Source organism: Williamsia sp. (genome assembly GCF_036566845.1).
GTDB lineage: Bacteria > Actinomycetota > Actinomycetes > Mycobacteriales > Mycobacteriaceae > Williamsia.
The window spans coordinates 14,112-41,061 of record NZ_DATCVM010000131.1 but is presented as its reverse complement, the minus strand read 5'-3'; the positions used below and the strand labels follow the sequence as shown (position 1 = coordinate 41,061).

28 protein-coding genes and 1 pseudogene are annotated in these 26,950 nt (G+C 65.4%); 23 read left to right on the top strand and 6 right to left on the bottom strand.

Annotated features, from left to right (window positions below; all coding sequences use genetic code 11):
• Positions 1–71: 71 nt before the first annotated feature.
• The 3 genes and pseudogenes from VIQ49_RS12385 to VIQ49_RS28935 all read right to left on the bottom strand — a co-directional run.
• Positions 72–1,532 carry an MFS transporter gene (locus tag VIQ49_RS12385; RefSeq protein ID WP_331884931.1) on the bottom strand — a complete coding sequence of 487 codons (1,461 nt, stop codon included), beginning with the start codon at positions 1,530–1,532 and terminating at the stop codon, positions 72–74.
• A gap of 81 nt (positions 1,533–1,613) precedes the next feature.
• The gene (locus tag VIQ49_RS12380; protein WP_331884929.1) at positions 1,614–1,775 is read right to left on the bottom strand and encodes a tyrosine-protein phosphatase; all 162 of its coding nucleotides are present in this window, start codon (positions 1,773–1,775) and stop codon (positions 1,614–1,616) included.
• A 30-nt stretch (positions 1,776–1,805) separates the two neighbouring features.
• A pseudogene (locus VIQ49_RS28935) lies at positions 1,806–2,097 on the bottom strand (tyrosine-protein phosphatase); the annotation flags it as partial.
• Between the two features lie 53 nt (positions 2,098–2,150).
• Between VIQ49_RS28935 and VIQ49_RS12370 the strand changes: the two are divergent.
• The 4 genes from VIQ49_RS12370 to VIQ49_RS12355 all read left to right on the top strand — a co-directional run bounded on the left by VIQ49_RS12370 (position 2,151) and on the right by VIQ49_RS12355 (position 5,474).
• Positions 2,151–2,897, top strand: coding sequence for a phosphoglyceromutase (locus VIQ49_RS12370; protein ID WP_331884925.1), 747 nt, complete (start codon positions 2,151–2,153; stop codon positions 2,895–2,897).
• 124 nt (positions 2,898–3,021) lie between these two features.
• Positions 3,022–3,321 carry a GNAT family N-acetyltransferase gene (locus VIQ49_RS12365; RefSeq protein ID WP_331884923.1) on the top strand — a complete coding sequence of 100 codons (300 nt, stop codon included), beginning with the start codon at positions 3,022–3,024 and terminating at the stop codon, positions 3,319–3,321.
• A gap of 156 nt (positions 3,322–3,477) precedes the next feature.
• On the top strand, positions 3,478–4,788 hold the full coding sequence (locus VIQ49_RS12360; protein ID WP_331884921.1) for a sensor histidine kinase: 1,311 nt from the start codon (positions 3,478–3,480) through the stop codon (positions 4,786–4,788).
• Positions 4,785–5,474, top strand: coding sequence for a response regulator transcription factor (locus tag VIQ49_RS12355; RefSeq protein WP_331884919.1), 690 nt, complete (start codon positions 4,785–4,787; stop codon positions 5,472–5,474). The genes VIQ49_RS12360 and VIQ49_RS12355 overlap by 4 nt, the downstream gene beginning before the upstream one ends.
• Before the next feature lie 49 nt (positions 5,475–5,523).
• On the opposite strand, the gene VIQ49_RS12350 is transcribed toward VIQ49_RS12355, so the two are convergent.
• A complete protein-coding gene (locus tag VIQ49_RS12350; RefSeq protein WP_331884917.1) occupies positions 5,524–6,399 on the bottom strand; it encodes a hypothetical protein in 876 nt (291 codons plus the stop codon).
• Positions 6,400–6,412: 13 nt separating this feature from the next.
• Here VIQ49_RS12350 and VIQ49_RS12345 point away from each other — a divergent pair, with 13 nt between their 5' ends.
• From VIQ49_RS12345 to VIQ49_RS12305, 9 genes are all read left to right on the top strand, one after another.
• Positions 6,413–7,369 carry a Ppx/GppA phosphatase family protein gene (locus VIQ49_RS12345; protein WP_331884915.1) on the top strand — a complete coding sequence of 319 codons (957 nt, stop codon included), beginning with the start codon at positions 6,413–6,415 and terminating at the stop codon, positions 7,367–7,369.
• A 17-nt stretch (positions 7,370–7,386) separates the two neighbouring features.
• Positions 7,387–8,844 carry a hypothetical protein gene (locus VIQ49_RS12340; protein WP_331884913.1) on the top strand — a complete coding sequence of 486 codons (1,458 nt, stop codon included), beginning with the start codon at positions 7,387–7,389 and terminating at the stop codon, positions 8,842–8,844.
• A 6-nt stretch (positions 8,845–8,850) separates the two neighbouring features.
• Positions 8,851–9,720 (top strand): sugar phosphate isomerase/epimerase, encoded by an 870-nt coding sequence (locus VIQ49_RS12335; protein WP_331884911.1) that lies wholly within the window; start codon positions 8,851–8,853, stop codon positions 9,718–9,720.
• Between the two features lie 25 nt (positions 9,721–9,745).
• On the top strand, positions 9,746–10,627 hold the full coding sequence (locus VIQ49_RS12330) for a thioesterase family protein (RefSeq protein WP_331884933.1): 882 nt from the start codon (positions 9,746–9,748) through the stop codon (positions 10,625–10,627).
• Positions 10,628–10,666: 39 nt separating this feature from the next.
• Positions 10,667–11,503 carry a pyrroline-5-carboxylate reductase gene (gene proC, locus VIQ49_RS12325; protein WP_331884909.1) on the top strand — a complete coding sequence of 279 codons (837 nt, stop codon included), beginning with the start codon at positions 10,667–10,669 and terminating at the stop codon, positions 11,501–11,503.
• A gap of 249 nt (positions 11,504–11,752) precedes the next feature.
• The gene (locus VIQ49_RS12320; RefSeq protein ID WP_020107812.1) at positions 11,753–11,968 is read left to right on the top strand and encodes a helix-turn-helix domain-containing protein; all 216 of its coding nucleotides are present in this window, start codon (positions 11,753–11,755) and stop codon (positions 11,966–11,968) included.
• A gap of 257 nt (positions 11,969–12,225) precedes the next feature.
• Positions 12,226–12,327: a 30S ribosomal protein bS22 gene (locus tag VIQ49_RS12315; protein ID WP_003402602.1), complete on the top strand. Its 102-nt coding sequence runs from the start codon at positions 12,226–12,228 to the stop codon at positions 12,325–12,327.
• Between the two features lie 179 nt (positions 12,328–12,506).
• Complete coding sequence (locus VIQ49_RS12310) at positions 12,507–13,568, top strand: NAD-dependent epimerase/dehydratase family protein (RefSeq protein ID WP_331884902.1); 1,062 nt, start codon at positions 12,507–12,509, stop codon at positions 13,566–13,568.
• Positions 13,569–13,707: 139 nt separating this feature from the next.
• The gene (locus tag VIQ49_RS12305) at positions 13,708–14,862 is read left to right on the top strand and encodes a lysophospholipid acyltransferase family protein (protein ID WP_331884900.1); all 1,155 of its coding nucleotides are present in this window, start codon (positions 13,708–13,710) and stop codon (positions 14,860–14,862) included.
• Positions 14,863–14,945: 83 nt separating this feature from the next.
• Here the strand turns inward: VIQ49_RS12305 and VIQ49_RS12300 are convergent, their stop codons facing one another.
• Positions 14,946–16,148 carry an HAD family hydrolase gene (locus tag VIQ49_RS12300; RefSeq protein ID WP_414731624.1) on the bottom strand — a complete coding sequence of 401 codons (1,203 nt, stop codon included), beginning with the start codon at positions 16,146–16,148 and terminating at the stop codon, positions 14,946–14,948.
• Between the two features lie 58 nt (positions 16,149–16,206).
• Between VIQ49_RS12300 and VIQ49_RS12295 the strand changes: the two genes are divergently transcribed.
• The 10 genes from VIQ49_RS12295 (at position 16,207) to VIQ49_RS12250 (ending at position 24,778) form a co-directional block, all read left to right on the top strand.
• A complete protein-coding gene (locus tag VIQ49_RS12295) occupies positions 16,207–16,464 on the top strand; it encodes a glutaredoxin family protein (RefSeq protein WP_331884896.1) in 258 nt (85 codons plus the stop codon).
• A 188-nt stretch (positions 16,465–16,652) separates the two neighbouring features.
• Positions 16,653–17,405 carry a redox-sensing transcriptional repressor Rex gene (locus VIQ49_RS12290; RefSeq protein WP_331884894.1) on the top strand — a complete coding sequence of 251 codons (753 nt, stop codon included), beginning with the start codon at positions 16,653–16,655 and terminating at the stop codon, positions 17,403–17,405.
• Positions 17,402–18,748, top strand: coding sequence for a glutamyl-tRNA reductase (locus VIQ49_RS12285; RefSeq protein ID WP_331884892.1), 1,347 nt, complete (start codon positions 17,402–17,404; stop codon positions 18,746–18,748). The genes VIQ49_RS12290 and VIQ49_RS12285 overlap by 4 nt, the downstream gene beginning before the upstream one ends.
• Before the next feature lie 5 nt (positions 18,749–18,753).
• The gene (gene hemC / locus VIQ49_RS12280) at positions 18,754–19,692 is read left to right on the top strand and encodes a hydroxymethylbilane synthase (protein WP_331884890.1); all 939 of its coding nucleotides are present in this window, start codon (positions 18,754–18,756) and stop codon (positions 19,690–19,692) included.
• 47 nt (positions 19,693–19,739) lie between these two features.
• A complete protein-coding gene (locus VIQ49_RS12275; protein WP_331884888.1) occupies positions 19,740–21,431 on the top strand; it encodes a bifunctional uroporphyrinogen-III C-methyltransferase/uroporphyrinogen-III synthase in 1,692 nt (563 codons plus the stop codon).
• Between the two features lie 10 nt (positions 21,432–21,441).
• Positions 21,442–22,440: a porphobilinogen synthase gene (hemB, locus tag VIQ49_RS12270; RefSeq protein ID WP_331884886.1), complete on the top strand. Its 999-nt coding sequence runs from the start codon at positions 21,442–21,444 to the stop codon at positions 22,438–22,440.
• A gap of 99 nt (positions 22,441–22,539) precedes the next feature.
• Positions 22,540–23,067, top strand: coding sequence for a hypothetical protein (locus VIQ49_RS12265; protein WP_331884884.1), 528 nt, complete (start codon positions 22,540–22,542; stop codon positions 23,065–23,067).
• Between the two features lie 24 nt (positions 23,068–23,091).
• Positions 23,092–23,862 carry a hypothetical protein gene (locus VIQ49_RS12260; protein WP_331884882.1) on the top strand — a complete coding sequence of 257 codons (771 nt, stop codon included), beginning with the start codon at positions 23,092–23,094 and terminating at the stop codon, positions 23,860–23,862.
• Positions 23,859–24,254: a hypothetical protein gene (locus tag VIQ49_RS12255; RefSeq protein ID WP_331884880.1), complete on the top strand. Its 396-nt coding sequence runs from the start codon at positions 23,859–23,861 to the stop codon at positions 24,252–24,254. The genes VIQ49_RS12260 and VIQ49_RS12255 overlap by 4 nt, the downstream gene beginning before the upstream one ends.
• Entirely contained in the window at positions 24,251–24,778 is a 528-nt protein-coding gene (locus tag VIQ49_RS12250; protein ID WP_331884878.1) for a hypothetical protein, read from the top strand. The genes VIQ49_RS12255 and VIQ49_RS12250 overlap by 4 nt, the downstream gene beginning before the upstream one ends.
• A 100-nt stretch (positions 24,779–24,878) precedes the next feature.
• Here VIQ49_RS12250 and VIQ49_RS12245 read toward each other — a convergent pair whose 3' ends face one another.
• Positions 24,879–26,879 carry an acyl-CoA dehydrogenase gene (locus VIQ49_RS12245; protein ID WP_331884876.1) on the bottom strand — a complete coding sequence of 667 codons (2,001 nt, stop codon included), beginning with the start codon at positions 26,877–26,879 and terminating at the stop codon, positions 24,879–24,881.
• Between the last annotated feature and the right edge of the window lie 71 nt (positions 26,880–26,950).

Genomic DNA, 26,950 nt, shown 5'->3' with positions numbered 1-26,950 from the left:
TACGAAGACGCTCCACAAATATGTGGAGCGTCTTCGTATAGCTGGAGCGTTTGTGGCTGGGCGTTTGCCGGCTAGACCTTCTCGCTGATCGTGGTGGTCTCGATCGTGGTGCTGCCCCCGCTGTGTCGTACGAACTTGTACGGGATGCTCAGCGCGAGCAGCGCTGCCACCACTGCCACGCCACTGCCGATGATGAACACGAGGCGGAAGGCCGATTCGGTCGGGACGTGGTGGCCGCCACCGATTTCGATCACCGAACTCGCGAGGATCGTGGAGAGAAGGGCAGATGCGATCGCGGTACCGATCGACCGCATCAACGAGTTGAGGCTATTGGCCGCGGCCATCTGATGTAGCGGTGCGGCCGACATGATCAGCGCCGGCATGGCCGAGTACCCGATACCGACTCCGATACTGACAACGATGTTGCACACGAAGATCTGCCACGGCTCCGACATCATGAAGACCGACATCAGGTAGCCCACGGCGACGACCACGGAACCGGTGAGCAGCGTGATCTTGGGGCCGATCTTGATGTTCATCCGGGCCGAGACCGGCGAGAAGAACATCATCATCAGGCCACCGGGCGCGAGGATGAGTCCGGTCGCCAGGATGGTCTGCCCCATGCCGTAGTCGACGAGTCCGGGGATGTGCGGGATCTGCAGCAGCTGAGGCGCGGCCAGGCCAATGGCCATCAAGGAGAAACCGACCAGGATCGACACCGCGTTGGTCAGCAGGATTACCGGCTGCGCCGAGACTCGAAGGTCGACCAAGGGCGTCCTGGTCCGCAGCTCGAACCAGCCCCAGACGGCGAAGGTGACCAGCCCGAAGATCGTCAGGCCCACGGTCAGTCCGCTGGCCCAACCCCAGGACGCCCCCTTCGACAACGCCAGCAACAGGCTCACCAATGCCGCGGTGAGTCCGGCCGCCCCGACGAAGTCGAAGGTGCCGGGCGAACGTGCGTCGGATTCGCCGACCAAAGTGAAGACGAGAACGAAGGTGAAGACGGCGAGGCCGGCAGCGGTCCAGAAGATCATGTGCCAGTCGAAGGTCTGCGTGATCCAGGCCGCCACGGGCAGACCGATCGCGCCGCCCACGCCGAGGGTCGCCGACATCGTGGCGATGGCCCCTGGGATCCGAGCCGGATCCAGCTTGTCGCGCAGCAGGCTGATGCCACAGGGGATGACACCCATGGCCAGGCCCTGGATGCCGCGTCCGATGATCATCGGGACGACCATGGAGGTCATCGCGCAGATGACCGAACCGATGATCATCGCTCCGATGCAGACGAGGATGATTCGGCGTTTGCCGAACATGTCGGCGAGCCGTCCGGCGATGGGTGTTGCCACGGCAGCGGTGAGCAGCGTGGCGGTGATCACCCATGAAGCGTTGTCGGAGGTGGTGTCCAGGTACACGGGCAGTCGGCCCACGATCGGGATCACCAACGTCTGCATGAACGATGCAAGCAGGCCGCCGAAGCACAGCACCGCGATCAGCACCCGCGGATTCACCGGCTTGTTGTCTCTGGGTTTCATTACTTGCATCATGCATGCATGTGGGGGCTACAAACAAGTCAGACAGTGGGCGCCGAAATCGGGCACCGACGTGGGAAGACCTCAGACCAGAAGGCGGTCCCGCAACGCCTCGAGATCGGCCTCGCCTATCTGACATGCAGTCAGGTAGTTGCCGAGTGATCCGAAGTCCTCGGACATCGCTGTGTAGGCGGTCTCGAGGAAGCGCCGGTATCGACCGGTAGACCTCGAGCATGTATTGACCACGGGCGGCCTCATGCTCGGCGGGCGTCGTCTCGTGGGGAGGCCTACCCTGGTGGCTCAGGCCGAACGGCAGCGCGTGGACCTCGATCCCGGCCGGCACCCGATCGGCGCCGCTGCGCTGCACCTCCGCGATATCCCGCAGATCCAGTACGTCGGCGACGCCCAGATCGGTCAGACTCTTGGCGCCGACCTCGTCGAGTCCGCTGAGTTCGGAGCTTCGGAAGAGGAAACCCGCACCGACGCAACGTCCGTCGTAGGTTTTGAGGTCGGACAGATCACGGAAGTTCCACGCGCCAGACAGGATGGCGTCAGTGTAAATGGTCACTGCCGCACGGTGACGACTGTGCGAGTGGCGGGGCTGTGGAAAACTAGTGCCTCATGAGCAACGGAACCTTGATCCTGATGCGCCACGGCGAGAGCACCTGGAACGCCTCCAACCAGTTCACCGGTTGGGTGGATGTGGCCTTGACAAAGAAGGGCGAGGCCGAGGCCGTCCGCGGCGGAGAGCTGCTCGTCGAGCACGACCTGCTGCCCGACGTGCTGTACACCTCGCTGCTGCGGCGCGCGATCTCCACAGCTCAGATCGCCCTCGACGCAGCCGATCGCCACTGGATCCCGGTGGTCCGGGACTGGCGCCTCAACGAGCGGCACTACGGCGCACTGCAGGGGCTCAACAAGGCCGAGACCAAAGAAAAGTTCGGCGACGACCAGTTCATGCTCTGGCGTCGTAGCTACGACACCCCTCCGCCGGTCATCGAAAAGGGCAGCGAGTACAGCCAAGACGCGGATGTCCGGTACGCGGACCTGCCGGAGGTCCCGCTGACCGAATGCCTCAAAGATGTTGTGGTGCGGCTGATCCCGTACTTCGAGGAGACCATTGCCGCCGACCTGCGGGCTGGTAAGACGGTGCTTGTTGCCGCACACGGCAACTCGTTGCGCGCCCTGGTGAAGTACCTGGACGGCATCTCTGACGAGGACATCGCCGGACTCAACATCCCGACCGGAAACCCGCTGCGGTACGACCTCGACGAGAACCTCAAGCCGCTCAATCCGGGTGGTACCTACCTCGACCCCGAAGCCGCGGCTGCGGGCGCGGCCGCGGTTGCGGCGCAGGGCAACAAATAGACGTTTTGTGCGGCGGCGGCCGCAGGGAATTTCCGTGCGGTTGTCGCAACTCTGTCTGATCCGTCGATGTGCGGTCTACTCTGGTTCCATGGTGGGCAAAAACACATCAGAGATGGGGGCAGAAATGCGTTCGCCCAAAATCAGCGTGTCGCATTCGGTTCCTCAGGAGCGTTACGAAATATACGTCGACGAGGAATACGTCGGCTATCTCGACTATGTCAACGAAACCGAACAGGTTGTGTTGACACATACCGTGGTGCATGACCGATACAGCGGCCACGGATACGCTGCGCACCTGGTCAAGTACGTTCTGGACGACATAGCCAAGACCGGAAAAGACGTGGTGCCGCTGTGTTCCTATGTCGGTCATTTCATCGAACAGCACCCCGAATACGCGGCGATGGCCACAGAAGTCACACGCTGAGGTTCCTGACTGCGAGTGGATTTTGACGGGGTGAGAGTTCGTCCCGGCGAAGTTCCGGTGAACAGCGCCCGAACACTCGCGTACCGACTTGTTATCCGAGGCGGACGCCGAGCATTCTGCAGGAGTGGAGTACTGCGCTGCCCGTAAGATTCGCCTGTGACCGTAATTGTTATCGCTGGTGTGGCATTGCTGGCGCTGCTCTTCGGTGGGACGGCCGGATGGTTTCTCGGCCGTCGCCGATCGGGTCCGCGTGATCTGCCTCCGGCGGCGGCCGTACATCCGAATTCGCCGCCGGAATCCTTGGTGCTGCTGTCGAATACCGATCGTCTGCCGATGACCCGCGCCACCCTGCTCGACCTCATCGTCGAGGGGGGTGAAACGGGACTCGCGGTGGTCGACGTGGTGCGCGACGTCGTGTTCTACAACGAACGCGCGGTCTACCTCGGCATGGTCCGGGATCACCTGCTGGACGACGACGTGTGGGAGCACGCCCAGGCCACCCTCGATACCGGCAACGTCGAACAATTCCGGTTCGTCCCGTCGCAGAGCGCCGGCGCCTTCGTGTCCACCGGGATCAGCCCCGGACGCAAGGTTCTCGCCGTGTCCTGCCGCAGTGGGCTGGTCACCGACGGCAACGAACGTTATGCGGTGGTCTACGGCCAGGACGACACCGAAAACGCCCGCGTCGAGCAGACCCGGCGCGACTTCGTGGCGAACGTGTCCCACGAACTCAAGACCCCGGTCGCCGCCATCGGGCTGCTCGCGGAGGCGTTGCTGGAATCGTCGGATGATCCCTATTCCGTCGATCACTTCGGAGAGCGCGTGCGCATCGAGGCCCAGCGGCTGGGGGCCATGGTCTCCGAGCTGATCGCGCTGTCTCGCCTGCAGGGCGCCGAACGCCTGCCGGATCTCGAGGATGTCGAGGTCGATTCGCTGATCGACGAGGTGATCGACCGCGCGCAGATCAACGCCGAGGCCGCCGGGATCAAACTGACCGCCGACGACAGCGCCGGCCTGCACGTCTATGGCGACCACACATTGCTGCTGACGGCATTGAACAACCTGGTCGCGAACGCCATCGCCTATTCGCCCAGCGGCACCGCGGTGTCGGTGAGCCGTCGGGTGACGACCACCGGCGACCAGAAGATGGTGGCGATCGCGGTCACGGACCGTGGCATCGGCATCGAACCGGAGTATCAGAAGCGCGTATTCGAACGATTCTTCCGGGTCGACCGGGCCCGGTCGCGCAAAACCGGTGGTACCGGACTCGGACTCGCGATCGTCAAGCACGTGGCCTCCAACCACGGCGGCGCCATCGATCTCTGGAGCAAGCCGGGTACCGGGTCCACATTCACACTCACCGTTCCATTGGCCGAGGTGCCGGTCGAGCGCCCGGCAGATCCCGCGGCCACAATCCCTGATCCGACCGCCTTCGCGGTCTTCGAAGAGAAAGAACTGAACCGTTGACTCATGTGCTGATTGTCGAGGACGAGATGTCCTTGGCGGACCCGCTTGCCTTCTTGCTCCGTAAGGAGGGCTTCGACGCCACGATCGTCACCGACGGAACCAGTGCGCTGCCGGAGTTCGAGCGGGTGGCTCCCGACATCGTGCTGCTCGACGTGATGCTCCCGGGCGTCTCGGGTATCGAGGTCTGCAAGTCGATCCGCCAGCGTTCGTCGGTGCCGGTGATCATGGTGACCGCACGGGACAGCGAGATCGACAAGGTCGTCGGACTCGAACTCGGCGCCGATGACTACGTCACCAAGCCGTATTCGGCGCGTGAACTGATCGCCCGGATCCGGGCGGTGCTCCGCCGTGGTGGCGTCGAGGGTGACACCACCGAATATGACAGCGGATTGATCGAGGCCGGGCCGGTCGCGATGGATGTCGAGCGTCACACGGTGACTGCGAGCGGAAGTCCGATAACGTTGCCGCTCAAGGAGTTCGATCTTCTCGAGTACCTGTTGCGCAACTCCGGGCGAGTCTTGACCCGGGGCCAGTTGATCGACCGGGTCTGGGGTGCCGACTACGTCGGCGACACCAAGACCCTCGACGTCCACGTCAAGCGGTTGCGGTCGAAGATCGAATCGGACCCGGGCAATCCGAAGCATCTGGTCACGGTCCGCGGCCTGGGCTACAAGTTCGAGCCCTGATCGCGCCGGTGTGCGGCTCCGTCACCGGCGCCGCACACCTTCCGATCACTCAGGCGTGCTCTTCGGGATGCTGGGCGTACTTGATGTCGCCCTCTTGCCGCTTGGTCGCGGCGGCCGTCGCGGGGTGCACCGCGATCAGCCCCAGCGCACTGCGCCGCGAGCAGATCTTGGCCAGTTCGTCGTAGGCGGGCTCGCCGATCAGTGCGATCAGCTCGGGCCGGTACGACTGCCACACCTGCTTTGCGCCGATGTGCGCGTCAGGAGAACCCGAGCAGTACCACTTGAGGTCGGCGCCGCCTGAACCCCAGCCACGCCGATCGAACTCGGTGATCGTGGTCTGCAGGATCTCTTCCCCGTCGGGACGCTCGACCCACTTCTGTTCGCGCCGGACCGGGAGCTGCCAGCACACCTCAGGCTTCACCTCGAGCGGCTCGATGCCCTTGCGCAGCGCCATCGAGTGCAGCGCGCAGCCCTGACCGCCGGCGAAGCCGGGACGGTTGAGGAAAATGCAGGCGCCTTTGTACTTGCGGGTCTTGAGGGCGGGCTCACCGTCGAGGTCGTCTTCCTCCAGATAGCCGCGCTTGCCCAAAGGGTTTTTGCCAGAACCCTTTTCGTAGAACTGCCAATCCTCGGGCGTGAGCATGGCCATGCCTTTGGCGAGGATCTCCCGGTCGTCGTCGTCGGACAGATAGGCGCCATGACTGCAGCACCCATCGTCCTCGCGGCCCTCGATGATGCCCTGGCAGGCCGGGGTGCCGAAGACGCAGGTCCAGTGTGACAGCAGCCACGTCAGGTCTGCGTTGATGAGGTGCTCGGGGTTAGAAGGGTCGGCGAACTCGTACCACTCACGGGGAAAGTCGAGAGGAACTTCAGGTTTGGGTGCGATTTTGAAGGCTGCGTGCACAAACGCCAACGGTAGACGCATTAGGTTGTAGAGCGTGCGTTTAGGAGTGCTAGATGTCGGCAGCAACACAGTCCACCTATTGGTCGTCGATGCTCATCGTGGCGGTCACCCGACCCCGATGAGTTCGACCAAGTCGACGTTGCGACTTGCTGAACAGATAGACGGCGACGGTCGGTTGACCCGATACGGCGCCGACACGCTGGTCGAGGCGGTCGACGAGTTCACCAAGATCGCCTACACCTCGGGCTGCAAACAGGTCATGGCCTTTGCCACGTCAGCGGTGCGGGACGCGACCAATTGCGACGAGGTGCTCGCTCGGGTGGAAGCCGAGTCCGGTGTTCGTGTGACGGTGCTCTCCGGCGTCGACGAGGCCCGCCTGACGTCGCTGGCGGTTCGCCGCTGGTACGGCTGGGGTGCGGGCCGGATCCTGGCCCTCGACATCGGTGGTGGCTCCCTGGAGCTCTCCAATGGTGTGGACGAGGAACCGGACGCGGCGTTGTCGCTGCCCCTGGGCGCCGGCCGGCTCACCCGTGAGTGGTTGTCGGAGGAACCACCCGGTCGCCGCCGGGTGGCCGTGCTGCGGGATTGGCTCGACGCTGAACTGGCGGTCCCGTCCAAACAGCTCATCGCACCGGGGAAGCCGGACATGGCCGTCGGCACCTCGAAGACCTTCCGCTCGCTGGCGCGACTCACCGGAGCGGCGCCTTCCAGTGCCGGACCCCGTGTCAAGAGGACACTGACCAGTGGGGGTTTGCGACAGTTGATCGCATTCATCTCGCGGATGACCGCCTCGGACCGGGCGGAGCTGGAGGGAGTGAGCGTGGACCGTGCCGGACAGCTGGTGGCCGGCGCGCTCGTGGCCGAATCCACCATGCGCGCTCTGGGTGTCGATACCTTGGAGATATGCCCATGGGCCCTGCGTGAGGGCGTGATCCTGCGCAGGCTCGACCTGGAGTCCAGTGATGCCGAATTGCCGGCGGGCCAACACTAAGGATGGTGAAGTAGCTCATGGCCAGAGGAATGGATCCCGAATCGCGTCCCATCTCGGTTGCCGAGTTGTTGGCTCGGGCAAAGGAGCAGGGCGCCGACGATGTGGCCGAGGCGGTCGGTAGTTCACCTGCGGCCACCGGACGTCGCCGTCGTGGTGGCAAGGATGCAGTGTCGGTCGCCGAGCTGACCGGTGAGATCCCGCGGGTGAATGCCCAGCCGCAGGCTGACCAGACGACCCAGCCGCAGGCTGAGGAAAAGCAGCAGCCGAAGGGCGAGCCTGCCGAGGCCGAGGGGAAGCCGGCCCCGACCGCGACACCACCGAAGACGACACCACCACCGACCCGCGATTTCAGTACCGCGGACGTGTCGAAGCGAGCGACTGCGCCGGCGGAACCCGCAACCAGGCCGACACCGGGTGCGCCCGATCGGCCGGCACCCTTCGGTGCGAAGCCGGTGAACCCCGAAGCACCAGCCGATTCGGTGGACACGCCCGCTGAGGTGTCAGAGCCGACGGCCGATGAAGAGGCGACCGGCGTCATCGCGTCGATGCAGGCCTACTCACAGGTCGACGACGGCGGGGAGGACGATCATCGCGTCCTGAGCGCGGCCGAGCGCGAGCGGGATTTCGAGCGTTACCGGAACTTCGAAGACGTCGAGACCGGAGACGAGGGCAATTCCGGGTCGTCGGGTACCAAGAAGAAGAAACGCGGTCTGTTCGGTTTCGGCCGCAAATCAGAAGCCGCGTCGACGCCGGCCACCGATGGTGATCTCGACGACAACGGCGATCACGCGGTGACACAGTTCATTCCGAAGGTCGCCGATGAGTCGGCGCCGGGTGTGCCGGTGGCCGAAGCGCCGTCCGCACCCGGACCGAAGCCCGATCCGATGTCGCCACCGCGGGAGCAGGCAGGTGCCGTGGCCGCGGGGACCGGTCGGTACCTCCGGTTCGATCAGGACGACGACGTCGACACCGCGAAGTCGGTGAAGGTCGCGGACGAATCCCCGACGTCGCAGTTCGGACAGGTTCGCCAGGCGGACGCACCAGTTGCGCCGGTGGTGAATCTCGACAAGGACAGCGAGAGCAAGGGCGGCGAGAACAACAGCGCCGGTCGCGAGATCGGTGGCAGTGAGACCGCCACGACCTCACTCGACAAGCCGGTCTCCGGACCGTCGACATCAGGTCGCGATCCGGAGACGAAGTCGGAGCAGTCCCCGACGGTGCAGTGGCTGCTGCTCATCGGCCAGGTCATCGCCGGGCTGGCCGTCGGTGTGGCCCTGTTCTGGGGTTTCACCGAGCTGTGGCGCTGGAACGTCCTGTTCGCGCTGGTTCTCTCGGTGGCGGTCATCTTCGGTCTGGTGACACTCGTCCACGTCGTGCGTCGCAGCAACGACCTGATCAGCACCTTGCTGGCGCTCGGGGTGGGATTGCTGGTGACGATCGGTCCGCTGGTCCTGCTGTTGATTGCCGGGGACTGACTCGAGGTGCCGCAGAGTCCGGAACTTCCACCGGGTGACATCGCGATCGGGCTCTCGACCGCCTCGGTCTATCCACAGAACACCGAAGCCGCGTTCCAGTACGCCCTCGACCTGGGATACGACGGCATCGAACTGATGGTCTGGGCCGACACGGTCAGCCAGGACATCACCCGTATCGCGCGTCTGTCGGAGCACTACCACCTGCCGGTCCTGTCGGTGCATGCGCCGTGTCTGCTGATCTCACAGCGGGTTTGGGGGCGTGACCCGGCGGCGAAACTGGCCCGGTCGGTGGCCGCCGCCGAGGATCTCGGTGCCAAGACCGTGGTGGTACATCCGCCGTTTCGGTGGCAGCGGAAGTACGCGAACGGATTTCGCGACCTGGTGGGGATTCTCGAGGACGATTCCGATGTCGACATCGCGGTGGAGAACATGTTCCCGATCCGCACTGACCGGTTCTTCGGCAAATACGACGAGGCGGCGGGTCGGATGCTCCGCCGCGGTGGGGGACCCGGCAAGGCGGTGTCGGCGTTCGCGACCTCGATCGACCCGACCGACGACGGTTTTGCGCATTACACCCTTGATCTGTCCCATACCTCCACCGCGGGAGCCGACGCACTCGGCATGCTCGATCGGATGGGGTCGGGTCTGCGGCACCTCCATCTGGCCGACGGATCGGGCGCCGCAGTTGACGAACACTTGGTCCCGGGTGAAGGTTCGCAACCCTGTGTGGAAGTCTGTAGGCGACTGGCCGACAGTGATTTCGCCGGTTCGGCCATTTTGGAAGTCAGCAGCAGTTCGGTGAACACCAAAGCTGAGCGCCGCGAGATCCTTTCCCGCTCACTGGATTTCGCAAGAATGAATCTCGAGCGGGCGTAACCACAGGAGTATTTGTACGTTGTCTGTGCCCAGCCTTGACGTTGTCAACACCCTCCGGCAGGTCGGAACCCCGACGTCGGACCGGATCGAGTACACCGCTTCGATCGATCCCGTCTTCACCATCGGCCCCAAGGTCCATGGCGGCACCCTGCAGATGCTCACCGCCAACGCGGCGCTGGCCGGGTTCATCGCGACAGCACCCGGAGACGAAGCCGGAGGCGGAGCTCGACAAGGCAGTGAAGATGACAAGCCGGCTTCGCCGGGGCTTGCGCCGGTTGCCGTTGCCACGAACTTCCTGGGCGCGCCGGAACCCGCCGTGATCACTTTGCAGGTCTGGGTGCGCAAGCGTGGCCGCCGGGTGTCGCTCGTGGATGTCGAGGTCCACCAGAACGGCCGAAATCTGGTCCATTCGACGGTCACCCTCGGTACCCCCGACACCCAGAGCCACTATTCGGCGCCGTCGTCGCTGACCGAGCTGCCCGCAGAGCCCGGTGACGACGTGGTCTACATCGAGGACAGCCCGATGGGTGAGATCATGCATCTCGGTGCCGTCCTCGACATCGCGATCGACGAGAAGTCCATCGCATTCGCCCGCGGTCAGAAGGGCGACCCGGTCTTCCGGATGTGGGTGCGCCCGAAGACCACGACACCCGACGGCCTGTTCGCGGTGCTTGCCGGCGACCTCAGTGCCCCGGTCGTGATGAATCTGGGCTTGTTCGGCTGGGCGCCGACCATGCAGCTGACGACCTACCTGCGCCGCAATCCGGCTCCCGGCTGGTTGCGGCTCGAGGCCTCGAGCACCGAGGTCGGACACGGCTGGTTCGAACAGGACCACGTCGTGATCGACTCGACCGGCAACGTGGTCGTGCAGTCCCGTCAGTTGGCCCTGATCCCCGCTGCCAACTGACCCGCCCTCCATCAATCCTCTGCGTGAGAAAGTGACTTCATGACCAAGCGAATCGCAATCGTCGGCGGCGGCAACATCGGGGAATCCCTGTTGGCCGGTCTGATCCGCACCGGTAAGCCCGTCAAAGACCTCGTTGTGGCCGAGAAGTTCGCCGCTCGGGCCAAAGAGCTGACCGACGACTACGGCGTCCGCGTCACCGGTATCGCCGACGCGGTGGAAAGCGCCGAGATCGTGGTCCTGGCCATCAAGCCGGGCGACGTCGACGAGGTGCTGGCGGTGATCGCCGAGGTCGAGGACCAAGGCGAGCAGGAGCGTCTGACCGTGACCCTGGTCAGTGGGCTGCCGACCGCGAAATACGAGAACGCGCTGCCGGCCGGTACGCCGGTGGTGCGGGTCATGCCCAACACCCCGATGCTCGTCGGCGAGGCGATGTGCGGTGTGTCCGGCGGCCGCTATGCCACCGAGGAGCATGTCTCGACCGTGGTTTCGCTGCTCGAGACCGTCGGCAAGGTGGTGGTCGTCCCGGAAAAGCAGATGGATGCGATCACCGCGCTGTCCGGTTCCGGTCCTGCCTACATGTTCCTGATGGCCGAGGCGATGGCCGATGCCGGTGTGAGCCTGGGATTGACCCGGGCGATGGCCACCGAGCTCGCCGCCCAGACCATCCGGGGTGCCGGTGTGCTGCTCACCGATTCCGGTGTCTCTCCGGTGGATCTGCGGGCCGCGGTCACCTCACCTGCCGGAACCACAGCAGCGGCGCTGCGCGAGTTCGAGCGGTTCGGACTCCGGCATGCGGTCTCCGAGGCGGTCCTGGCCAGCGCGGCCAAGAGCGAAGCGATCGGTAAAGCGGTCCTCTCCGCGATCGAAACCGACTGATCTGACGATTTTCACCGGACCCCGACACGCGGGCGGCGGCCACACACCAAGCGGATGTCTTGGTGCGGTCACCGCCCGTTTTTTGTTGGGACAATGGCCATTTTCGGGCCATCGATTGGAAACAATTGCCCACTCACGTCGCATTAACCCCACCCGCCACGCTAAGCTGCGTGAAGCACGTGCGTGTCTGGAGTCCGCAGGAGGGGAAGCCTGCGGCCGCGACGCGTGCACCGGAGGTATGGAATTTTCATGGCATCTGCAAACAAGCCAGGTGACAATGCCGGTGGCGGAACCCAGTTCCTCACCGTCGCCGAGGTCGCAACATTGATGCGGGTCTCCAAGATGACGGTGTACCGCTTGGTGCACAACGGTGAATTGCCTGCAGTTCGTGTGGGTCGCTCATTCCGTGTGCACGCGAAAGCGGTTCACGACTATCTCGAGACGTCGTACTTCGACGCCGGTTAGGCCCCGGCTGCAGTAGTCGCCCGACACGGGCCGTGGAGACATCTGCGGTCCGTAAAGTGCTGACCTGCCAACATGCGTTCCAGCCACTGCTCGGCGGATCGAAGGATCCGGAGTGGATTTCGTCACTGGTCGCTCTGGCGGTAAGGTTTGCAGGCGACCCGTTCGCCGGTGTTCTGGCGCGCGAAGTAAGTGAGCCAGCCTGTGTGGACGGCCAAAACCTGTAGGACCATCAGGTCAGATCGTGAGGAAGTTCCCAGATGGGTTCAGTGATCAAGAAGCGCCGCAAGCGTATGTCGAAGAAGAAGCACCGCAAGTTGCTGCGTCGCACGCGAGTGCAGCGCAGGAAACTCGGTAAGTGAGTTCTTCTCGCCCTTGATGAAACCCGCCGCTGTGTCGGCGGGTTTTGTCATTTCTGGCCTCGCCGGATCGTGCACGTGACGTCCTGAACCTGCTCTGAACCCCGCTGTGAAAACCGAGTGCGGATTAGCGTGATGTCAACCCGCTGCAGGACCGGGGCCAACTTCCGTACGCTGGGCGCATGGCGGAGGATGAGCACGACGCGAAGCCGGCACCGAGGGTGATTCTGGTGACCGGCGCATCGACATTTCTCGGTGGCTACCTCACCACCCGCCTGGCGCAGAATCCGGCCATCGAGCGAGTTGTCGCGGTCGATTCGCTGGTCCCGTCCAAGGACATGCAGCGGCGATTCGGCCGCGCAGAGTTCGTTCGCACCGACATCCGCCGGTCGAGCATCTCCAAGCTCATCGATCAGGCCGGTGTCGACACGATCGTGCACGCCGCCACCTCCGTGATGGACACCGTCGGGCATTCGGCCGCGATCAAGGAGTTCAACGTGATGGGTTCGATGCAGCTGTGCGCGGCGGCGCAGCGCAGCCCGACCGTCAAGCGGTTCATTGTCCGGTCGGCAGGGATGATCTACGGTGCCAGTTCCGCCGACCCGGCCCATTTCTCCGAAGAGACCCCCGCCCGCGTCGAACCCACCAACGGGTACGCCCGCGACCTCATCGACGTCGAAGGTTATGCCCGCGGGCTGGGGCGCCGCCGTCCGGACATGACCGTCACGATTCTGCGGTTGACCGCGATGCTCGGTCCGAAGATCGCCACCCGGATGAGCAAGTACTTCTCGTCGGCGGTGATCCCGGTGGTGATCGGGCACGAGCCGCGGTTGCAGTTCCTGCACGAGGAGGATGCGCTGTCGGCTCTCGAACACGCCACGCTGGCCGCTCGCCCCGGGATCTTCAACGTCGCCGCGGATGGGGTGCTGACCATGACCCAGGCGGTGCGTCGCGCCGGCCGGATCGGGCTCCCGGTCCCGTCGGCGATGCTCGGCACGGTGGCAGGTGTATACCGGGGGATGCGGGTGTCGTCGATGCAGTTGGATCAGACCGACTACGTGACGTTTGGTCGGGTCCTCGACACAACGCGGATGCGGACCGAACTCGGTTTCGTCCCGGCTTACACGAGCATCGAAACATTTGATGACTTCTTGTCGCGCAAACCGTTGGAACCGGTGATCTCGCCGGACGCCTGGTATCGCGTGGAACGGTGGGTTCGTGGCGCCGCGCTCTCGTTGATATGAGTTCGCCCGGGATTTGGTATCGGTGAACTTTCTTCTCGGGTGGCGCAGAACACGTCGAGGCGGGGACAATCGAATATGTTGTGTCTTGAATGCGACATACAGGGGAGGCAAGCGGTGAGCTTGAGGGAGGTGTGTGCTGGTGTCCGGTAGGGACCGAACGTCTGATGCGCGGACGGCAAAGGTGATCCAGCTCTATTCGAGTTCACCTGGGCCGAATGGCCGCGAGCGCCGCCGACATCCTTCGCAGGCTACTGCGGGCGGGGTCAAATCCAAACCAACGCAACAGAGTTCGTCGGCCAACGGCCACTCCCACGTCGGGCATCCCAACACCGACGACTTCCATCAGGCGCCGGTCACACCGATCAGTGCCGACATCGGCGCGAAGTTGGCGGCCGGTGAGTTCAGCGATCCGGAGCCGTCGTCGTCGCTACCGAGCTTCGACGGTGTGCGCGGCGCGGTGGCCGACTCGATCGTCGGTGCGGCCGGATATGTCCGGCAGCGGGTCACCGGCGACTACGAGGTGGACGACTTCGGGTTCGATCCGCACTTCACCGAGTCTGTCTGGCTGCCGGCGTTGCGGGTGCTGTTCGACAAGTGGTTCCGCGTCGACGTCACCGGTATCGAAAACCTGCCGATGGACGGTGGGGGACTGCTGGTCGCGAATCACGCCGGAACCATCCCGATCGACGCGCTGATGACCGCGGTCGCGGTGCACGATCATCACCCGGCCAAACGTCACCTCAAGGTGCTGGCCGCAGACCTGGTGTTCAACACCCCGTTCATCAGCGAGATCGCCCGACGGACCGGCTCGACGCTGGCCTGCACCGCCGACGCCCAGCGGTTGTTGCGGGGCGGCGAACTCACGGGGGTGTGGCCCGAGGGGTTCAAGGGTATAGGCAAGCTCTACAAAGACCGCTACAAGCTGCAGCGGTTCGGTCGCGGTGGGTTCGTCACCACCGCACTGCGGGCAGGCGTCCCGATCATCCCGGTGTCGATCGTCGGCTCCGAAGAGATCTATCCGATGCTGAGCGACCTCAAGCCGCTGGCCCGGCTCCTGGGTCTGCCGTACCTCCCGGTCACGCCGACGTTCCCGCTGCTCGGTCCGCTGGGGCTGGTGCCGCTGCCGTCGAAATGGAAGATCCATTTCGGGACGCCGATCGAGACGGGTCACTACGAGGAGCAGGCCGCCGACGATCCGATGGTCGTCTTCGACCTCACCGACCATGTACGTGAAGAAATCCAGCAGACCCTCTTCAAGATGCTCAGCCGTCGAGGCGGCGTCTACTTCGGCTGACTCCCGATTTTGGTGGGTTTTGGTCAGGTCGACCTGGGCAAACGCTCGCCAAAAGCCACCACTTCCGGGCGGTGCGGGGGGTGTCAGCGGCGCATACGTCTGACTGCGGCCACCGCGCCACCGCCGGCGGCACCAAGGACCATCGCAGTCGGTAAACCGATCTTGGCGGCCTTGCGGGCCGTGCGGTAGTCCCGGATCTCCCAGCCGCGCACGCGGGCGACCTCCCGGAGGTCGGTGTCGGGGTTGATGGCCACCGCGGTGCCACAGAGCGACAGCATCGGCACGTCGTTGTGTGAATCCGAGTACGCGGTACACCGCTTGAGGTTGAGGCCTTCCCGGATCGCCAGGGTCCGCACAGCGTGGGCCTTACCGAGCCCGTGCAGGATGTCGCCGACGAGCCGTCCGGTGAAGACTCCGTCGACGCTCTCGGCCACGGTGCCCAGCGCCCCGGTCAGTCCGAGGCGGTCGGCGATCGTCTGTGCCAGCTCCACCGGCGTCGCGGTGACCAGCCAGACCTGCTGGCCGGCGTCGATGTGCATCTGCGCCAGCGAGGCCGTACCCGGCCAGATCTTGTCGACGATGTACTCGTCGAAGATCTCCTCACCGAGCCGGACGAGCTCGTCGGTCTGCCGGCCGGCGATGAACGACAACGCCTTCTCGCGGCCCTGGGCCACGTCGTCGGAGTTCTCGCGGCCCGTGATGCGGAACTTCGCCTGGGCCCAGACGAAGTCCATGATGTCGCGGTAGCTGAAGTAGTCGCGGGCGGCGAGGCCGCGGGCGAAGTGGATCATCGAGGCACCCTGTACCAGGGTGTTGTCGACGTCGAAGAACGCGGCCGCGGTCAGGTCCGGCGGGACGTCGGTGGGTACACCCGGTTCGTCGACCTCGACGGTGGCGACGATGCCCTCGTCGGGGACGCGCAGGGGCTGTTCGCGGAGCTTTGAATACGCGGCCTGGGCGCTCGCCTCACCGGCGAGTGACTGGCGCAGCTCGGCTGCGGACTGCCGAAAGCGTCCGACCCGGCTCGCCAGCGGCGACAGCGGCCCTGACGGCGTGGCCGGTTTCCCAGGGACGAAGTCGTCGTCGGATGAGTCGTCCTCGTCGTCCTCACCGTCGTCAGCGATGCCCCCGTCGGCCTCGTGATCACCGTCGGCCTGGTGATGCCGGGCCTCGTGATCCCCGCCGACCTCGTCGCTGTTGTCGTCGCGGGTGTCTTCTGTGTGGGGGGCGGTCGTTGAATCCTCGTCGCCGGTGTACCCGTCGCCTGGAATGTGTGTCACTCCCATCGCCTTCCCTGATCGGTCCGCTTCAAGCGTAGTCGGTGCGCAGTGCAACACTGGCTACGTGACGATCACGCTGCTCTCCCGGGCGGGTTGTGCCGCCTGCGCCCGTGCCCTGGCCGATCTGCGACCGCTTCTCGACGAGTTCGGGGCCGAGTTCGAAGAGATCGACGTCGACGAGGCCGCGGCCACCGATCCCTCTCTCCGTGCCGAATACGGCGATCGCCTGCCGGTCATCCTGCTCGACGGACGTGAGCACAGCTACTGGGATGTTGATATACCGAGGTTGGAAGCAGATCTGCGGCAAGGCGCTGGACAGTAGTCCAGACGTATGGCCAGGCTATTTGCCGGTCGGGAGAAAGCCTGGTGGCAGCCGAGTTTGTGAATCGATTCACAAGCGGTACCGTAGACCGTCGAGTGGTTACGTTCGCGTAACCAAAAGTGGTCGTGGCCGGGCTCTGGCCCGCAGGCGCCGCGGACACTTCAGCCCAGATCAGAAAGACGGTCGGCATGGCGAAAAGTCCCACGATGGGGCAGCCCGACATTCCGGGTGCCTCGGTGGCCCGGCTTGCCACGTATCTGCATGTACTGCGCTCCATCAGCGAGACCGGCAACCTGGTCGTCTCGTCGAACCAGCTCGCGACCGCCGCCGGTGTGAATCCCGCGATACTCCGCAAAGACCTGTCCCACGTTGGATCCGGCGGCGTGCGCGGTGTCGGCTACGACGTGAGCCGCCTGATCGCCCGGATCGCTTTGACGCTGGGCGTCGAGCACAGCCACAACGTGGTGCTCGCCGGCGCCGGACATCTCGGCAGGGCACTGGTCAGCCGCGCCGGGTTCGACCGCCGCGGTATCAAGATCGTTGCGCTGGTCGACGCCGATCCCGATCTGGTCGGGACCACGGTCGCGGGCAACGAGAGCGAGATGGTCGTGGGCGACCTCGCCGCGATAGCCGCGATCTGTGTGGAGCACGGGGTGGAGATCGCGGTGCTCGCCACCGCTGACGCCCACGCCCAGATCACCTGCGACGCCTTTGTGGCCGCCGGGGTACAGCAGATCCTGAACTTCACCGCCATCACCCCGCAGGTTCCCGGGCACGTGTTCGTGCGACCGGTCGACCTCGCCCTCGAACTACAGGTGATGGCATTCAATGCTGCGCGTCGGCAGAGTGCCGAAAGTGAAGTGGCGCAACCCAATCAGTTGCAGCGCGGACGGGCTCAGGGGCCCCGGACGCGATCGAACAAGAGGTCGGTGGGCGTGTGAGTATCTTCCTGTTCGGCGTATCGCATCGGAGTGCACCGGTATCGATCCTGGAGCAGCTGGCGGTCACCGAGTACGACCGGCCCAAGCTGATCGACGAACTCCTCGAGAGCTCGCAGATCAGCGAGGCCATGATCGTCTCGACCTGCAACCGCGTCGAGATCTACGCTGTTGTCGACGCCTTCCATCCGGCTCTCGAGGCGGTCGGTGAGGTGATGGGCAGGCATTCGGGCATGTCGGTGAACGAGATGACCCGGTACGCCTATGTCCGCTACTCAGAGGCCGTTGTCGAGCACCTGTTCTCGGTGGCGGCAGGACTCGATTCGATGGTGGTCGGCGAACAGCAGATCCTCGGTCAGATCCGCTCGTCGTACGCCAGTGCCGACGCCAACCGTTCGGCCGGGCGCGTCCTGCATGAGTTCGCTCAGCAGGCCCTGCGGGTGGGCAAACGGGTCCACAGCGAGACCGGCCTCGACCGGGCCGGTGCCTCGGTGGTGTCGGTGTCGCTGGATCGTGCCCGTGCCGTCCTCGGCCGCGACATCGAATCGGCGGTGGTGCTCGGTGCCGGTGCGATGGGTGGTCTGGCCGCCGCGCATCTGGCGCGGGCCGGGGTATCCGACATCGCGCTGGTCAACAGGACCCACGACAAGGCGCAGCATCTGGCCGGCAACGTCGTCAAGAATCACGGCGTCGCTGCGCGTGCCGTCCCGATGGATGATCTGACCGACGCCCTAGCGGATGTCGATGTGTTGGTCACCTGTACCGGCACGATCGGCGCCGTGGTGGGAGTAGGACAGGTGCACTCGGCACTGGCCAAGCGGACCGCCGCGGGCCCGCTGGTGATCTGTGATCTCGGACTCCCTCGCAACGTCGATCCGGCGGCCGGACGGCTGCCGAATGTGCAGATCATCGACATCGAGGGTTTGCGCGGTGACGAGTCGACCAAGGCCGCCGACGCCGATGAGGCGGCGGCCCGCGAGATCGTGCTGGCGGAGCTGGCCGACTACATGACCCATCAGCGTCAGGCCGAGGTCACGCCTACGGTGACGGCGCTGCGCCAGCGTGCTGCCGAGGTCGTCGAAGGGGAGATCCTGCGGCTGGAGAGCCGGTTGCCGGGGCTGGACGATCCGCAGCGCGACGAGGTCGCGAAGACCGTCCGCCGGGTCGTCGACAAACTCCTGCACGCGCCGACGGTGCGCGTCAAACAACTTGCGAGCACTCCGCAGGGTGATCAGTACGCCGAGGCGCTGCGTGAGCTGTTCGAGCTCAAACCCGGTGCAGCAGAATCGGTTTCCACGCCCGAAGTCGGTCTTGGTGAGCCCGACGCCCCCCGAAAGGGTCTTTGAGAAAATTGAGTTCTGATACGCGCCGCAATCCGATCCGGATCGGCACCCGGGGTTCTCTGCTGGCCACCACCCAGGCGGGCACCGTCCGTGATGCGTTGATCGCTGCCGGGCATCCGGCGGAGCTGGTCATCATCAAGACCGCCGGAGACCTGTCGGCCGCACCGGTGCTGGAGATCGGGGTCGGGGTGTTCACCACCGCGATCCGCCAGGCGTTGACCGCAGACGAGGTCGACGTCGCGATCCACTCGTACAAGGATCTCCCGACCGCCCCGGAACCGGGTCTGGTCATCGCAGCGATCCCGCCGCGTGAAGATCCGCGAGATGCGCTGGTCGCAGCGGGTGGCAAGGTGCTCGGAGAACTCCTTCCCGGCGCCACCGTCGGTACCTCGGCCCCGCGACGTGCCGCGCAGCTTAGGGCATTGGGTCTCGGTTTGGAAATCCGCCCCCTTCGAGGCAATCTTGATTCTCGGTTGGGCAAAGTCGCCAGCGGCGAACTCGACGCGGTGGTAGTAGCCCGGGCCGGACTCGTACGAATCGGACGGACCGATGAGGTCACCGAAGCGTTGGATCCGGTTCAGATGCTGCCGGCGCCTGCACAGGGCGCTTTGGCCGTGGAGTGTCGCGAAGACGATGCCCAACTGGTGAGCATTCTCGCCGAGTTGGATGATCCGTCCACCCGTGCGGCGATTGACGCCGAACGTGCGGTACTCACGGCCCTGGAGGCCGGGTGCACCGCACCGATCGGTGCGATGGCCGAAGTGGTCGAGTCGATCGACGAAAGCGGGCGCATCTTCACCGAGCTGTCGCTCCGCGCGACGGTGGTGGCCGAGGACGGATCGGATTCCGTCCGGGCCTCGGTGGTGGGCCCGGTCTCGCGAGCGACCGAACTCGGCCGAGAACTTGCCGCAGAACTGCTGGAACTGGGAGCAAAAAAGCTTCTCTAGGACCGGCGGGCCGAGCTACAGCCCCGAGCGGGGCAGGAGAGCTGAACATGAGCCGAACCAAAAAGGTCATCACGCCCGGACGAATCCTCTTCGTCGGGGCAGGACCCGGCGACCCCGGGTTGCTGACCGTCCGCGCACGTACCGCGATCGAGAACGCCGTCACGGTGTTCATCGATCCTGACGTGCCGTCTGCGGTCGTCGAGCAGATCGGTGCCGGATCCGGTGACCCGTCCTCCTCGAAGTCGGGATCGTCGCGTTCGGGTGTTGTCAAACCGAGCAAGCAAGACACTAGCGCCGCGGGCGAGGGTGCGGATCAGCAGGGTGCGCAACAGCCTGATTCCGACCCGGCCGACGACGACAACAACCAGGTCAACAACGTGCGGCCGGCTCTGGGTGATCCGAACGAGGTCGCCAAGACGTTGGTCGCCACCGCGCGGGAAGGCCACGATGTGGTCCGTCTGGTCGCCGGTGATCCGCTGACCACCGATTCGGTGCTGGCCGAGGTCAATGCCGTGGCCCGCACGCAGGTCCAGTTCGAGGTCATCCCGGGATTGCCCGCCACGGCCGCTGTGCCGAGCTATGCGGGTATGCCGCTGGGTTCGGGCCATGCCGTGGCCGATGTCCGCGGAGTGGTCGATTGGGCGGCTCTGGCCGCCGCTCCCGGTCCGCTGGTGCTGCACGCGACGTCGGGTCATCTCGCCGAGACGGCCAGTGCCCTGACCGAGAACGGTCTGGCCCCGCAGACGCCGGCCGCGATCACCGTCAACGGCACCACCTGCCAGCAGCGCACGATCGAGGCGACGCTGGCCACCCTGAACGAGAGCGGCAGCGCCCTGACCGGGTCGCTGATCGTCACCGTCGGCAAGGTTGTCGCCCAGCGCGCGAAGCTGAACTGGTGGGAGTCGCGGTCGCTGTACGGCTGGACCGTGCTGGTGCCGCGCACCAAGGACCAGGCCGGCGACATGTCGGAGCGGCTCGTGACACACGGTGCCATCCCGATGGAGGTCCCGACGATCGCGGTCGAGCCGCCCCGCAGCCCCGCTCAGATGGAGCGTGCGGTCAAGGGTCTGGTCGACGGCCGTTACCAGTGGGTGGTGTTCACCTCCACCAACGCTGTTCGCGCGGTATGGGACAAGTTCGCCGAATTCGGTTTGGACGCAAGAGCTTTCAGTGGCGTCAAGATCGCTTGCGTGGGTGAGGCGACCGCTGAGAAGGTGCGTGGCTTCGGTATCAACCCCGAGCTGCTGCCCTCCGGTGAGCAGTCGTCGCTGGGATTGCTCGAGGACTTCCCGCCGTACGACGACGTGTTCGATCCGGTGAACCGGATCCTGTTGCCGCGCGCCGACATCGCCACCGAGACCCTGTCCGAGGGCCTGCGTGGCCGCGGCTGGGAGATCGACGACGTCACCGCGTACCGCACCGTCCGGGCAGCGCCGCCGCCGGCCGAGACCCGCGAGATGATCAAGACCGGTGGGTTCGACGCGGTCTGCTTCACCTCGAGCTCGACCGTCCGGAACCTGGTCGGTATCGCCGGCAAGCCGCATGCGCGCACGATCGTCGCCTGCATCGGCCCGAAGACCGCCGAAACCGCCACCGAGTTCGGATTGCGTGTGGACGTGCGGCCGGAGAACGCCTCGGTCCCGGAGCTCGTCGACGCGCTGGCCGAACACGCTGCTCGCCTGCGTGCCGAGGGTGCACTGCCCCCTCCGCGCAAGAAGGCCCGTCGCTCGCGCTCGTAGGGTTGGTTTCATGACCGCACCTTTCGATCGTCCTGTCCTTCGCGATCGGCCCCGTCGGTTGCGCAACACCCCGGCCATTCGCCGGCTTGTTGCCGAGACATCGCTCGAGGCACGCCATCTGGTGTTGCCGATGTTCGTGGCCGACGGGCTGGACGAGCCCCGTCAGATCAGTTCGATGCCGGGGGTGCTCCAGCACACCGTCGACTCATTGCGGGCGGCCGCCGAAGCTGCGGTCGCGGCGGGTGTCGGCGGGCTGATGCTGTTCGGCGTACCGGTGCCGGAGGACAAGGACACTGTCGGCAGCGCGGGTACCGACCCCGACGGCATCCTCAATGTGGCGTTGCGGCAGCTCCGCGACGACCTCGGCGATTCGACCGTGTTGATGGCCGACACCTGTCTCGACGAGTTCACCGATCACGGACACTGCGGTGTCCTGCGTCCTGACGGAGCTGTGGACAACGACGCCACCCTCGCGCGCTACACCGAGATGGCCGTCGTCCAGGCGCGCTCGGGGGCGCACATGGTCGGTCCCAGCGGGATGATGGACGGCCAGGTCGCGGCGATCCGGACTGCGCTCGACGACGCCGGCTTCCTGGACACCGGGATCCTGGCGTACACCGCGAAGTACTCGTCCGCGTTCTACGGTCCGTTCCGCGAGGCGGTCGGGTCGTCGCTGCAGGGCGACCGCAAGTCCTACCAGCAGAATCCGGCCAATCTGCGCGAGGCGACCCGCGAACTGCACCTGGACCTGTCCGAGGGCGCCGACATCGTGATGGTGAAACCGGCGATGCTGTACCTCGACGTCCTGCGCCGCATCGCCGACGAGTCGGATGTGCCGGTCGCCGCGTATCAGATCTCCGGTGAGTACTCGATGATCACCGCGGCCGCCGAGCGGGGCTGGATCGATCGCGATGCCGCCATCGCCGAGTCCCTTCTCGCCATTCGGCGGGCCGGAGCTGACATCGTGCTCACGTATTGGGCACACGAAGTCGCGTCTGCGCTACATTGACAGCTGGCTATTGATCAAAGCGTTCGTCGGGGTGGGGCCCGATGGCGTGACCGGGGTTCTGGGGGAACATCTGTGTCTGACCGACCAAATCGTCTTGAAGTGGCTTTTGCCAGATCCATCGAACGCAGGCGGGATGCCGCCGGCCCGCTGCGCAGCCGCGATGACCTGTACCAGTTCGTGACTCATCTGCGCGGTGATGGCATACCGGTTGAGGCGTCCGCCGCCGTCCTCGACTTCGATCCGATGGACTATCGCCGGTGGCTGGCCGACGACACCTTGGTGCAATACCCGGTGGACCGCGTTCGTAGTGCTTCGGCGCCGAAGCAGCCGCTGGCCGGAACCAGGCCGCAGGCATCGACGCGGAGAAGCCGGAATCCGCCGCCGAGCGATCAGTTGCGGCGCGCATTTGACGGGCCGGTCCGGAACCGGGCGGCGGAACTGATGCCGGACGCACCCAGAAATGAGGTGGGGTGGTTTCCGTTGGTGCGTCTGCTGGCCGGCGAGGGGGTCCCGGTCGACGTCAGTTCCGCGATCCTCGGTGTCAGCGTCGATGCCTACCGGTTCTGGATGGCGGACGGCCGAGGGCAGATCACGGGCCTGGTCGGCGACTCGGGAAGGCCGGCGTGAGACGCGCCAACTAGGCTGGGTCGCATGTCCGTGCCCCCTTCGCCCTATGGCCAGAACCCGCACGGCGGGCCCCCGGCCGGCCAGAGTCCTGGCGCCGGGTCGGAGCCCTCGTCCACGAAACCGGCCATACCGAATGCCATGGCGATCGCCACCGAGCTGTGGATCCTGGTGATCGTGGCCCAGTGTGTCGTCTTCGGGTCGCAATACAAGCAGTTCTTCGATGCCGCCGACGACGTCGCCAAAGACAATCCCGACGCTCAGCTGCCCGATGGGGTCATCTGGACCGTCATCGTGGTGACCGGGGTCGGATTGGCGGCGGTGTTCGCAGCGCTCACCTGGGTGGCCCGGATCGGGTTCAACTGGGCGCGCCTGGTGCTGGGGTTCTTCAGCTTTTTCCTGGTGGTGCAGGCGGTGATGGCGTTCTTCGCCGACGGCTCCGACACCTGGGTGATGGTCCCGCATGTGATCGGCGGTGTCGCCGCACTCGGTGCCGGTGTATTGCTGATGCATCGCGACTCGGACAAGTACTGCAAAGACATGGCGCGGTGGCGCAAGGAGAAGAAGCGGCAGCCGCCCTCGTACTACACCACTCCGTATCCGCAGCAGCCCTACCACGGGCAGCAGTACGGGCAGCAGCAGTATGGTCAGCCGCAGTACGGACCACCCCGATACGACCAGCAGGCCCCGCCGTACGGCGGCGGATCCGGGTATCCGCCCGCGGGATACCGGCCGCCGGGCGGCTCCGATGACCACAGTCCAGAAAACAACAGTTCTGACCCGGGAGACCGAACGTGAGCAGCAAGCCTGTCGAGCCGGCCGCACCGCCGAAACTGGTCATGCGCGCCTATTGGCTGTGGACGGTCAGCGGCGCGCTGATGACCCTCTACGGGATCTGGCTGATCATCGCGAGCGTGATGGAGGATGCCGGCGGATTCATCGCAGTCGGTGTCTTCTTCGTCGCCGTCGGAGGTGTGCTGATCGCAGGCGCGCGAAAGGTCGTCCCCGGTGATCAGCGCTGGCGTTCGGCGCTGGTGATGTTCACCCTGATGCTTGTCGCTCTGGGGATCATCGCGTCGTTCCTGATCAAGGCGGTCGCAGCGCTGCCCCTGCTGTTCAGTGTCGTCGCACTCGCCGGGTCGATGATGGCTTACCGTCCCTCGTCGGAGCCCTGGTTCGAAAGCAAATGAGCGACGAACACGAAGTTGATCCGGCGGAGGGCGAGACGCTCTTCTACGAGCCCGGCGGTGCCTGGTGGGTGGTGGCCATCGGTCCGGTGCTGTGTCTGACCGTGTTCATCATGGAGATCTTCGGCGGGGGCAAATTGCACTGGCCCGCGTTGTTGGCCTTCGCGCTTCTCATCGGCGGGTTCTCGGTGTTGCAGGTCTACGCCGCACGCGCCCACGTCAGCGTCCGGCTCACCGAGGGATCGTTGCGCCAGGGCGCCCAGACCATCCGTCTGGACGAGATCGAGGAGATCTTCCCGCAGAGCCACGGATCCGAGCACGCGAAATGGGAGAGCGCCCCGGCGCTCGGCGAATTGTCAGCGGTGCCCCGCCGACGTAGCGGTGTCGGCGTCAAACTGGTCGGCGGCCGGCTGGCGCAGGCATGGGCCCGCGACGTGGACCGCTTCCGGTCGGAACTGCAGCAGGCCCATCAGGCCGTCCAGATGGGCCTCGGCCCCAAACGCCCGGACACCGACACCCCCGACTGACCGGCCACCCCGATTGACCGCCGGCCCCCACCCACATCCACGCCGCCCGCCCAACCGTCGAGCGGGCCCTACGGTCCGTCGAGCGGGCCCTACCGGCTGTTCACGTGTTCTGATCCTCGAGCATGACGGTCCGCAACAGTTCCTCGGGTACCGCGAATCCATCGACCAGGGTGCGGGCGTGCGGACGCAGCGCGGCACACAGATCGTTGACACCACGGCGGATGGACTTGGCGCGTTCGACCGAGATGTGACGGTGCATCAGGAACCAGTCGAGGTCGGCCTCGAGCGTCGAGTAGACGAACAGGTCGCAGACCTTTCCGAGCAGATCGGTGCCGGCTTTGCTGTCGCAGCGATCGATCGCCTCGATGAATGCCTCGAGCACCACCCGTTCGGTATGCGCGGTGCCGACCTTGAGCAGGTGGTCCTGCGCGTTGTTGAACACCTCGAAGGGGTCTTTGTCCTCGTCGGTCGCGCGGCGTAACCGGTTGGCGCAGGTGCGGAGCAGGTGGTCCTCGCGGTTTCGCAGGAGCCGGATCTGCGTCCCACGGTTGGTGAGGTCGGATTGCTCGGGATCTTCGTCGCTGCCGTCCATCAGCGTCTGCACCACCTGGCGCGCCGCGGACTTCTCGAGGAAGACGTCGCGGGCCATGCCGGCGATGAACCGTGCCCAGCCCACCGCGTTGAGCCCGCGCACGTCGTCGGCGTAGGCCGAGAGCAGTTCCTTGGCGACCAACTGCGTCAGGACCGTGTTGTCGCCTTCGAAAGTGGTGAACACGTCGATGTCGCCGCGCATCATCGACAGCTGGTTCTCGTCGAGGTAGCCGGCACCGCCACAGGCCTCGCGGCAGACGTTGATGGTGTTCGAGGCGTGCCAGGTGGTCATCGCCTTCAAACCGGCTGCCGCGGTTTCCAGTTCACGTTGCCGGTTCTCATCGGCACTCTCGGCCGACTGCACCTCGTGGAGTTCTTCGATGATCTCGTTCTGGGCGAAGGCCAATGCGTAGGACTTCGCGATGAGGGGGAGCAGTTTGCGCTGATGCGCGAGGTAGTCCATGACGATGATCTCGTCGGTGGAGTCGGGAGATTCGAACTGCCTGCGCGCCAGGCCGTATCGGGTGGCGATGGTCAGCGCCTTGCGGCCGGCCGCGCCGGCGGTGGCCGCGACACTGACCCGCCCCCGGATGAGTGTGCCGAGCATCGTGAAGAATCGACGGTTCTGATTGTCGATCGGTGACGTGTAGGTGCCGTCCGGGGTGACGTCGGCGTAGCGGTTCAGGAGGTTCTCCCGCGGCACACGCACGTGGTCGAAGGTGATGCGCCCGTTGTCGACGCCGGGGAGGCCGCCTTTGTAGCCGCAATCGCTGGTGGTGACGCCCGGCATGTCGTTGCCGTCGGCATCGCGAATCGGGACCACCAGGCAGTGCACCCCACGGTCGGTGGGCTCCTCACCCGGACCGCCCGTGACCAGCTGCGCGAACACCGCTGCGACCTTGGCATGTTCGGCTGCACCGCCGATGTAGTCCTTACGCGCCAGATGGGATTCGGAGTGGATGATGAACTCGTCGGTGGCCGCGTCGTAGGTGGCCGTGGTCTGCAGGGCCTGGACGTTGGAACCGTGGCCGGTCTCCGTCATGGCGAAACAACCGAGGACGTCGAGGTTGATCAGGCCTTCGACGTACTTCTCGTGGTGCCGCTGTGTGCCGAGGTTTTCGATGGCACCGCCGAACAGTCCCCATTGCACACCGGCCTTCACCATGAGCGAGAGATCCGCGTAGCCGAGGAGTTCGATGGCGGTGATCGACGCGCCGACGTCGCCGGTGCCGCCGTGCTGTTCCAGGAATCCGGCACGGGCGAAACCGAACTCGGTCAGCTCTCCCATGATCTCGAGCATGCGGGCCCGGGCCTGATCCAGGGTGCGCGACGGATCGGGGAGCAGGTCGGCGCGGTTCAGCTGTTCTCGGACGTGCTCCCGGGTACCCCGCCACCGACCGTCGAGGGCGATCCGGAGATTGTCGACGAGCAGATCGACGTCGTCGTCGGGGGTTTCGGTGCCCGGCAGATCGGCGGATACATCGTCGGAACCGGCTTCGATGGCAGTCATGTTTTCGAGGCTACCCAGGCAGCCACTTCACCCAAACCGAAACTGGTGGGTTCCGCCGAGGAAACCCGGCA

What these genes read in the sequence shown, in the direction of transcription:
- VIQ49_RS12300 (WP_414731624.1), bottom strand. Translation starts at nt 16,148, where the DNA reads ATGGGAGTGACACACATTCCAGGCGACGGGTACACCGGCGACGAGGAT.
- VIQ49_RS12385 (WP_331884931.1), bottom strand. Translation starts at nt 1,532, where the DNA reads ATGAAACCCAGAGACAACAAGCCGGTGAATCCGCGGGTGCTGATCGCG.
- VIQ49_RS12250 (WP_331884878.1), top strand. Translation starts at nt 24,251, where the DNA reads ATGAGCGACGAACACGAAGTTGATCCGGCGGAGGGCGAGACGCTCTTC.
- VIQ49_RS12365 (WP_331884923.1), top strand. Translation starts at nt 3,022, where the DNA reads ATGCGTTCGCCCAAAATCAGCGTGTCGCATTCGGTTCCTCAGGAGCGT.
- VIQ49_RS12245 (WP_331884876.1), bottom strand. Translation starts at nt 26,879, where the DNA reads ATGACTGCCATCGAAGCCGGTTCCGACGATGTATCCGCCGATCTGCCG.
- VIQ49_RS12315 (WP_003402602.1), top strand. Translation starts at nt 12,226, where the DNA reads ATGGGTTCAGTGATCAAGAAGCGCCGCAAGCGTATGTCGAAGAAGAAG.
- VIQ49_RS12370 (WP_331884925.1), top strand. Translation starts at nt 2,151, where the DNA reads ATGAGCAACGGAACCTTGATCCTGATGCGCCACGGCGAGAGCACCTGG.
- VIQ49_RS12320 (WP_020107812.1), top strand. Translation starts at nt 11,753, where the DNA reads ATGGCATCTGCAAACAAGCCAGGTGACAATGCCGGTGGCGGAACCCAG.
- VIQ49_RS12260 (WP_331884882.1), top strand. Translation starts at nt 23,092, where the DNA reads ATGTCCGTGCCCCCTTCGCCCTATGGCCAGAACCCGCACGGCGGGCCC.
- VIQ49_RS12290 (WP_331884894.1), top strand. Translation starts at nt 16,653, where the DNA reads ATGGCGAAAAGTCCCACGATGGGGCAGCCCGACATTCCGGGTGCCTCG.
- hemB (WP_331884886.1), top strand. Translation starts at nt 21,442, where the DNA reads ATGACCGCACCTTTCGATCGTCCTGTCCTTCGCGATCGGCCCCGTCGG.
- VIQ49_RS12275 (WP_331884888.1), top strand. Translation starts at nt 19,740, where the DNA reads ATGAGCCGAACCAAAAAGGTCATCACGCCCGGACGAATCCTCTTCGTC.
- VIQ49_RS12350 (WP_331884917.1), bottom strand. Translation starts at nt 6,399, where the DNA reads ATGCGTCTACCGTTGGCGTTTGTGCACGCAGCCTTCAAAATCGCACCC.
- VIQ49_RS12340 (WP_331884913.1), top strand. Translation starts at nt 7,387, where the DNA reads ATGGCCAGAGGAATGGATCCCGAATCGCGTCCCATCTCGGTTGCCGAG.
- VIQ49_RS12310 (WP_331884902.1), top strand. Translation starts at nt 12,507, where the DNA reads ATGGCGGAGGATGAGCACGACGCGAAGCCGGCACCGAGGGTGATTCTG.
- proC (WP_331884909.1), top strand. Translation starts at nt 10,667, where the DNA reads ATGACCAAGCGAATCGCAATCGTCGGCGGCGGCAACATCGGGGAATCC.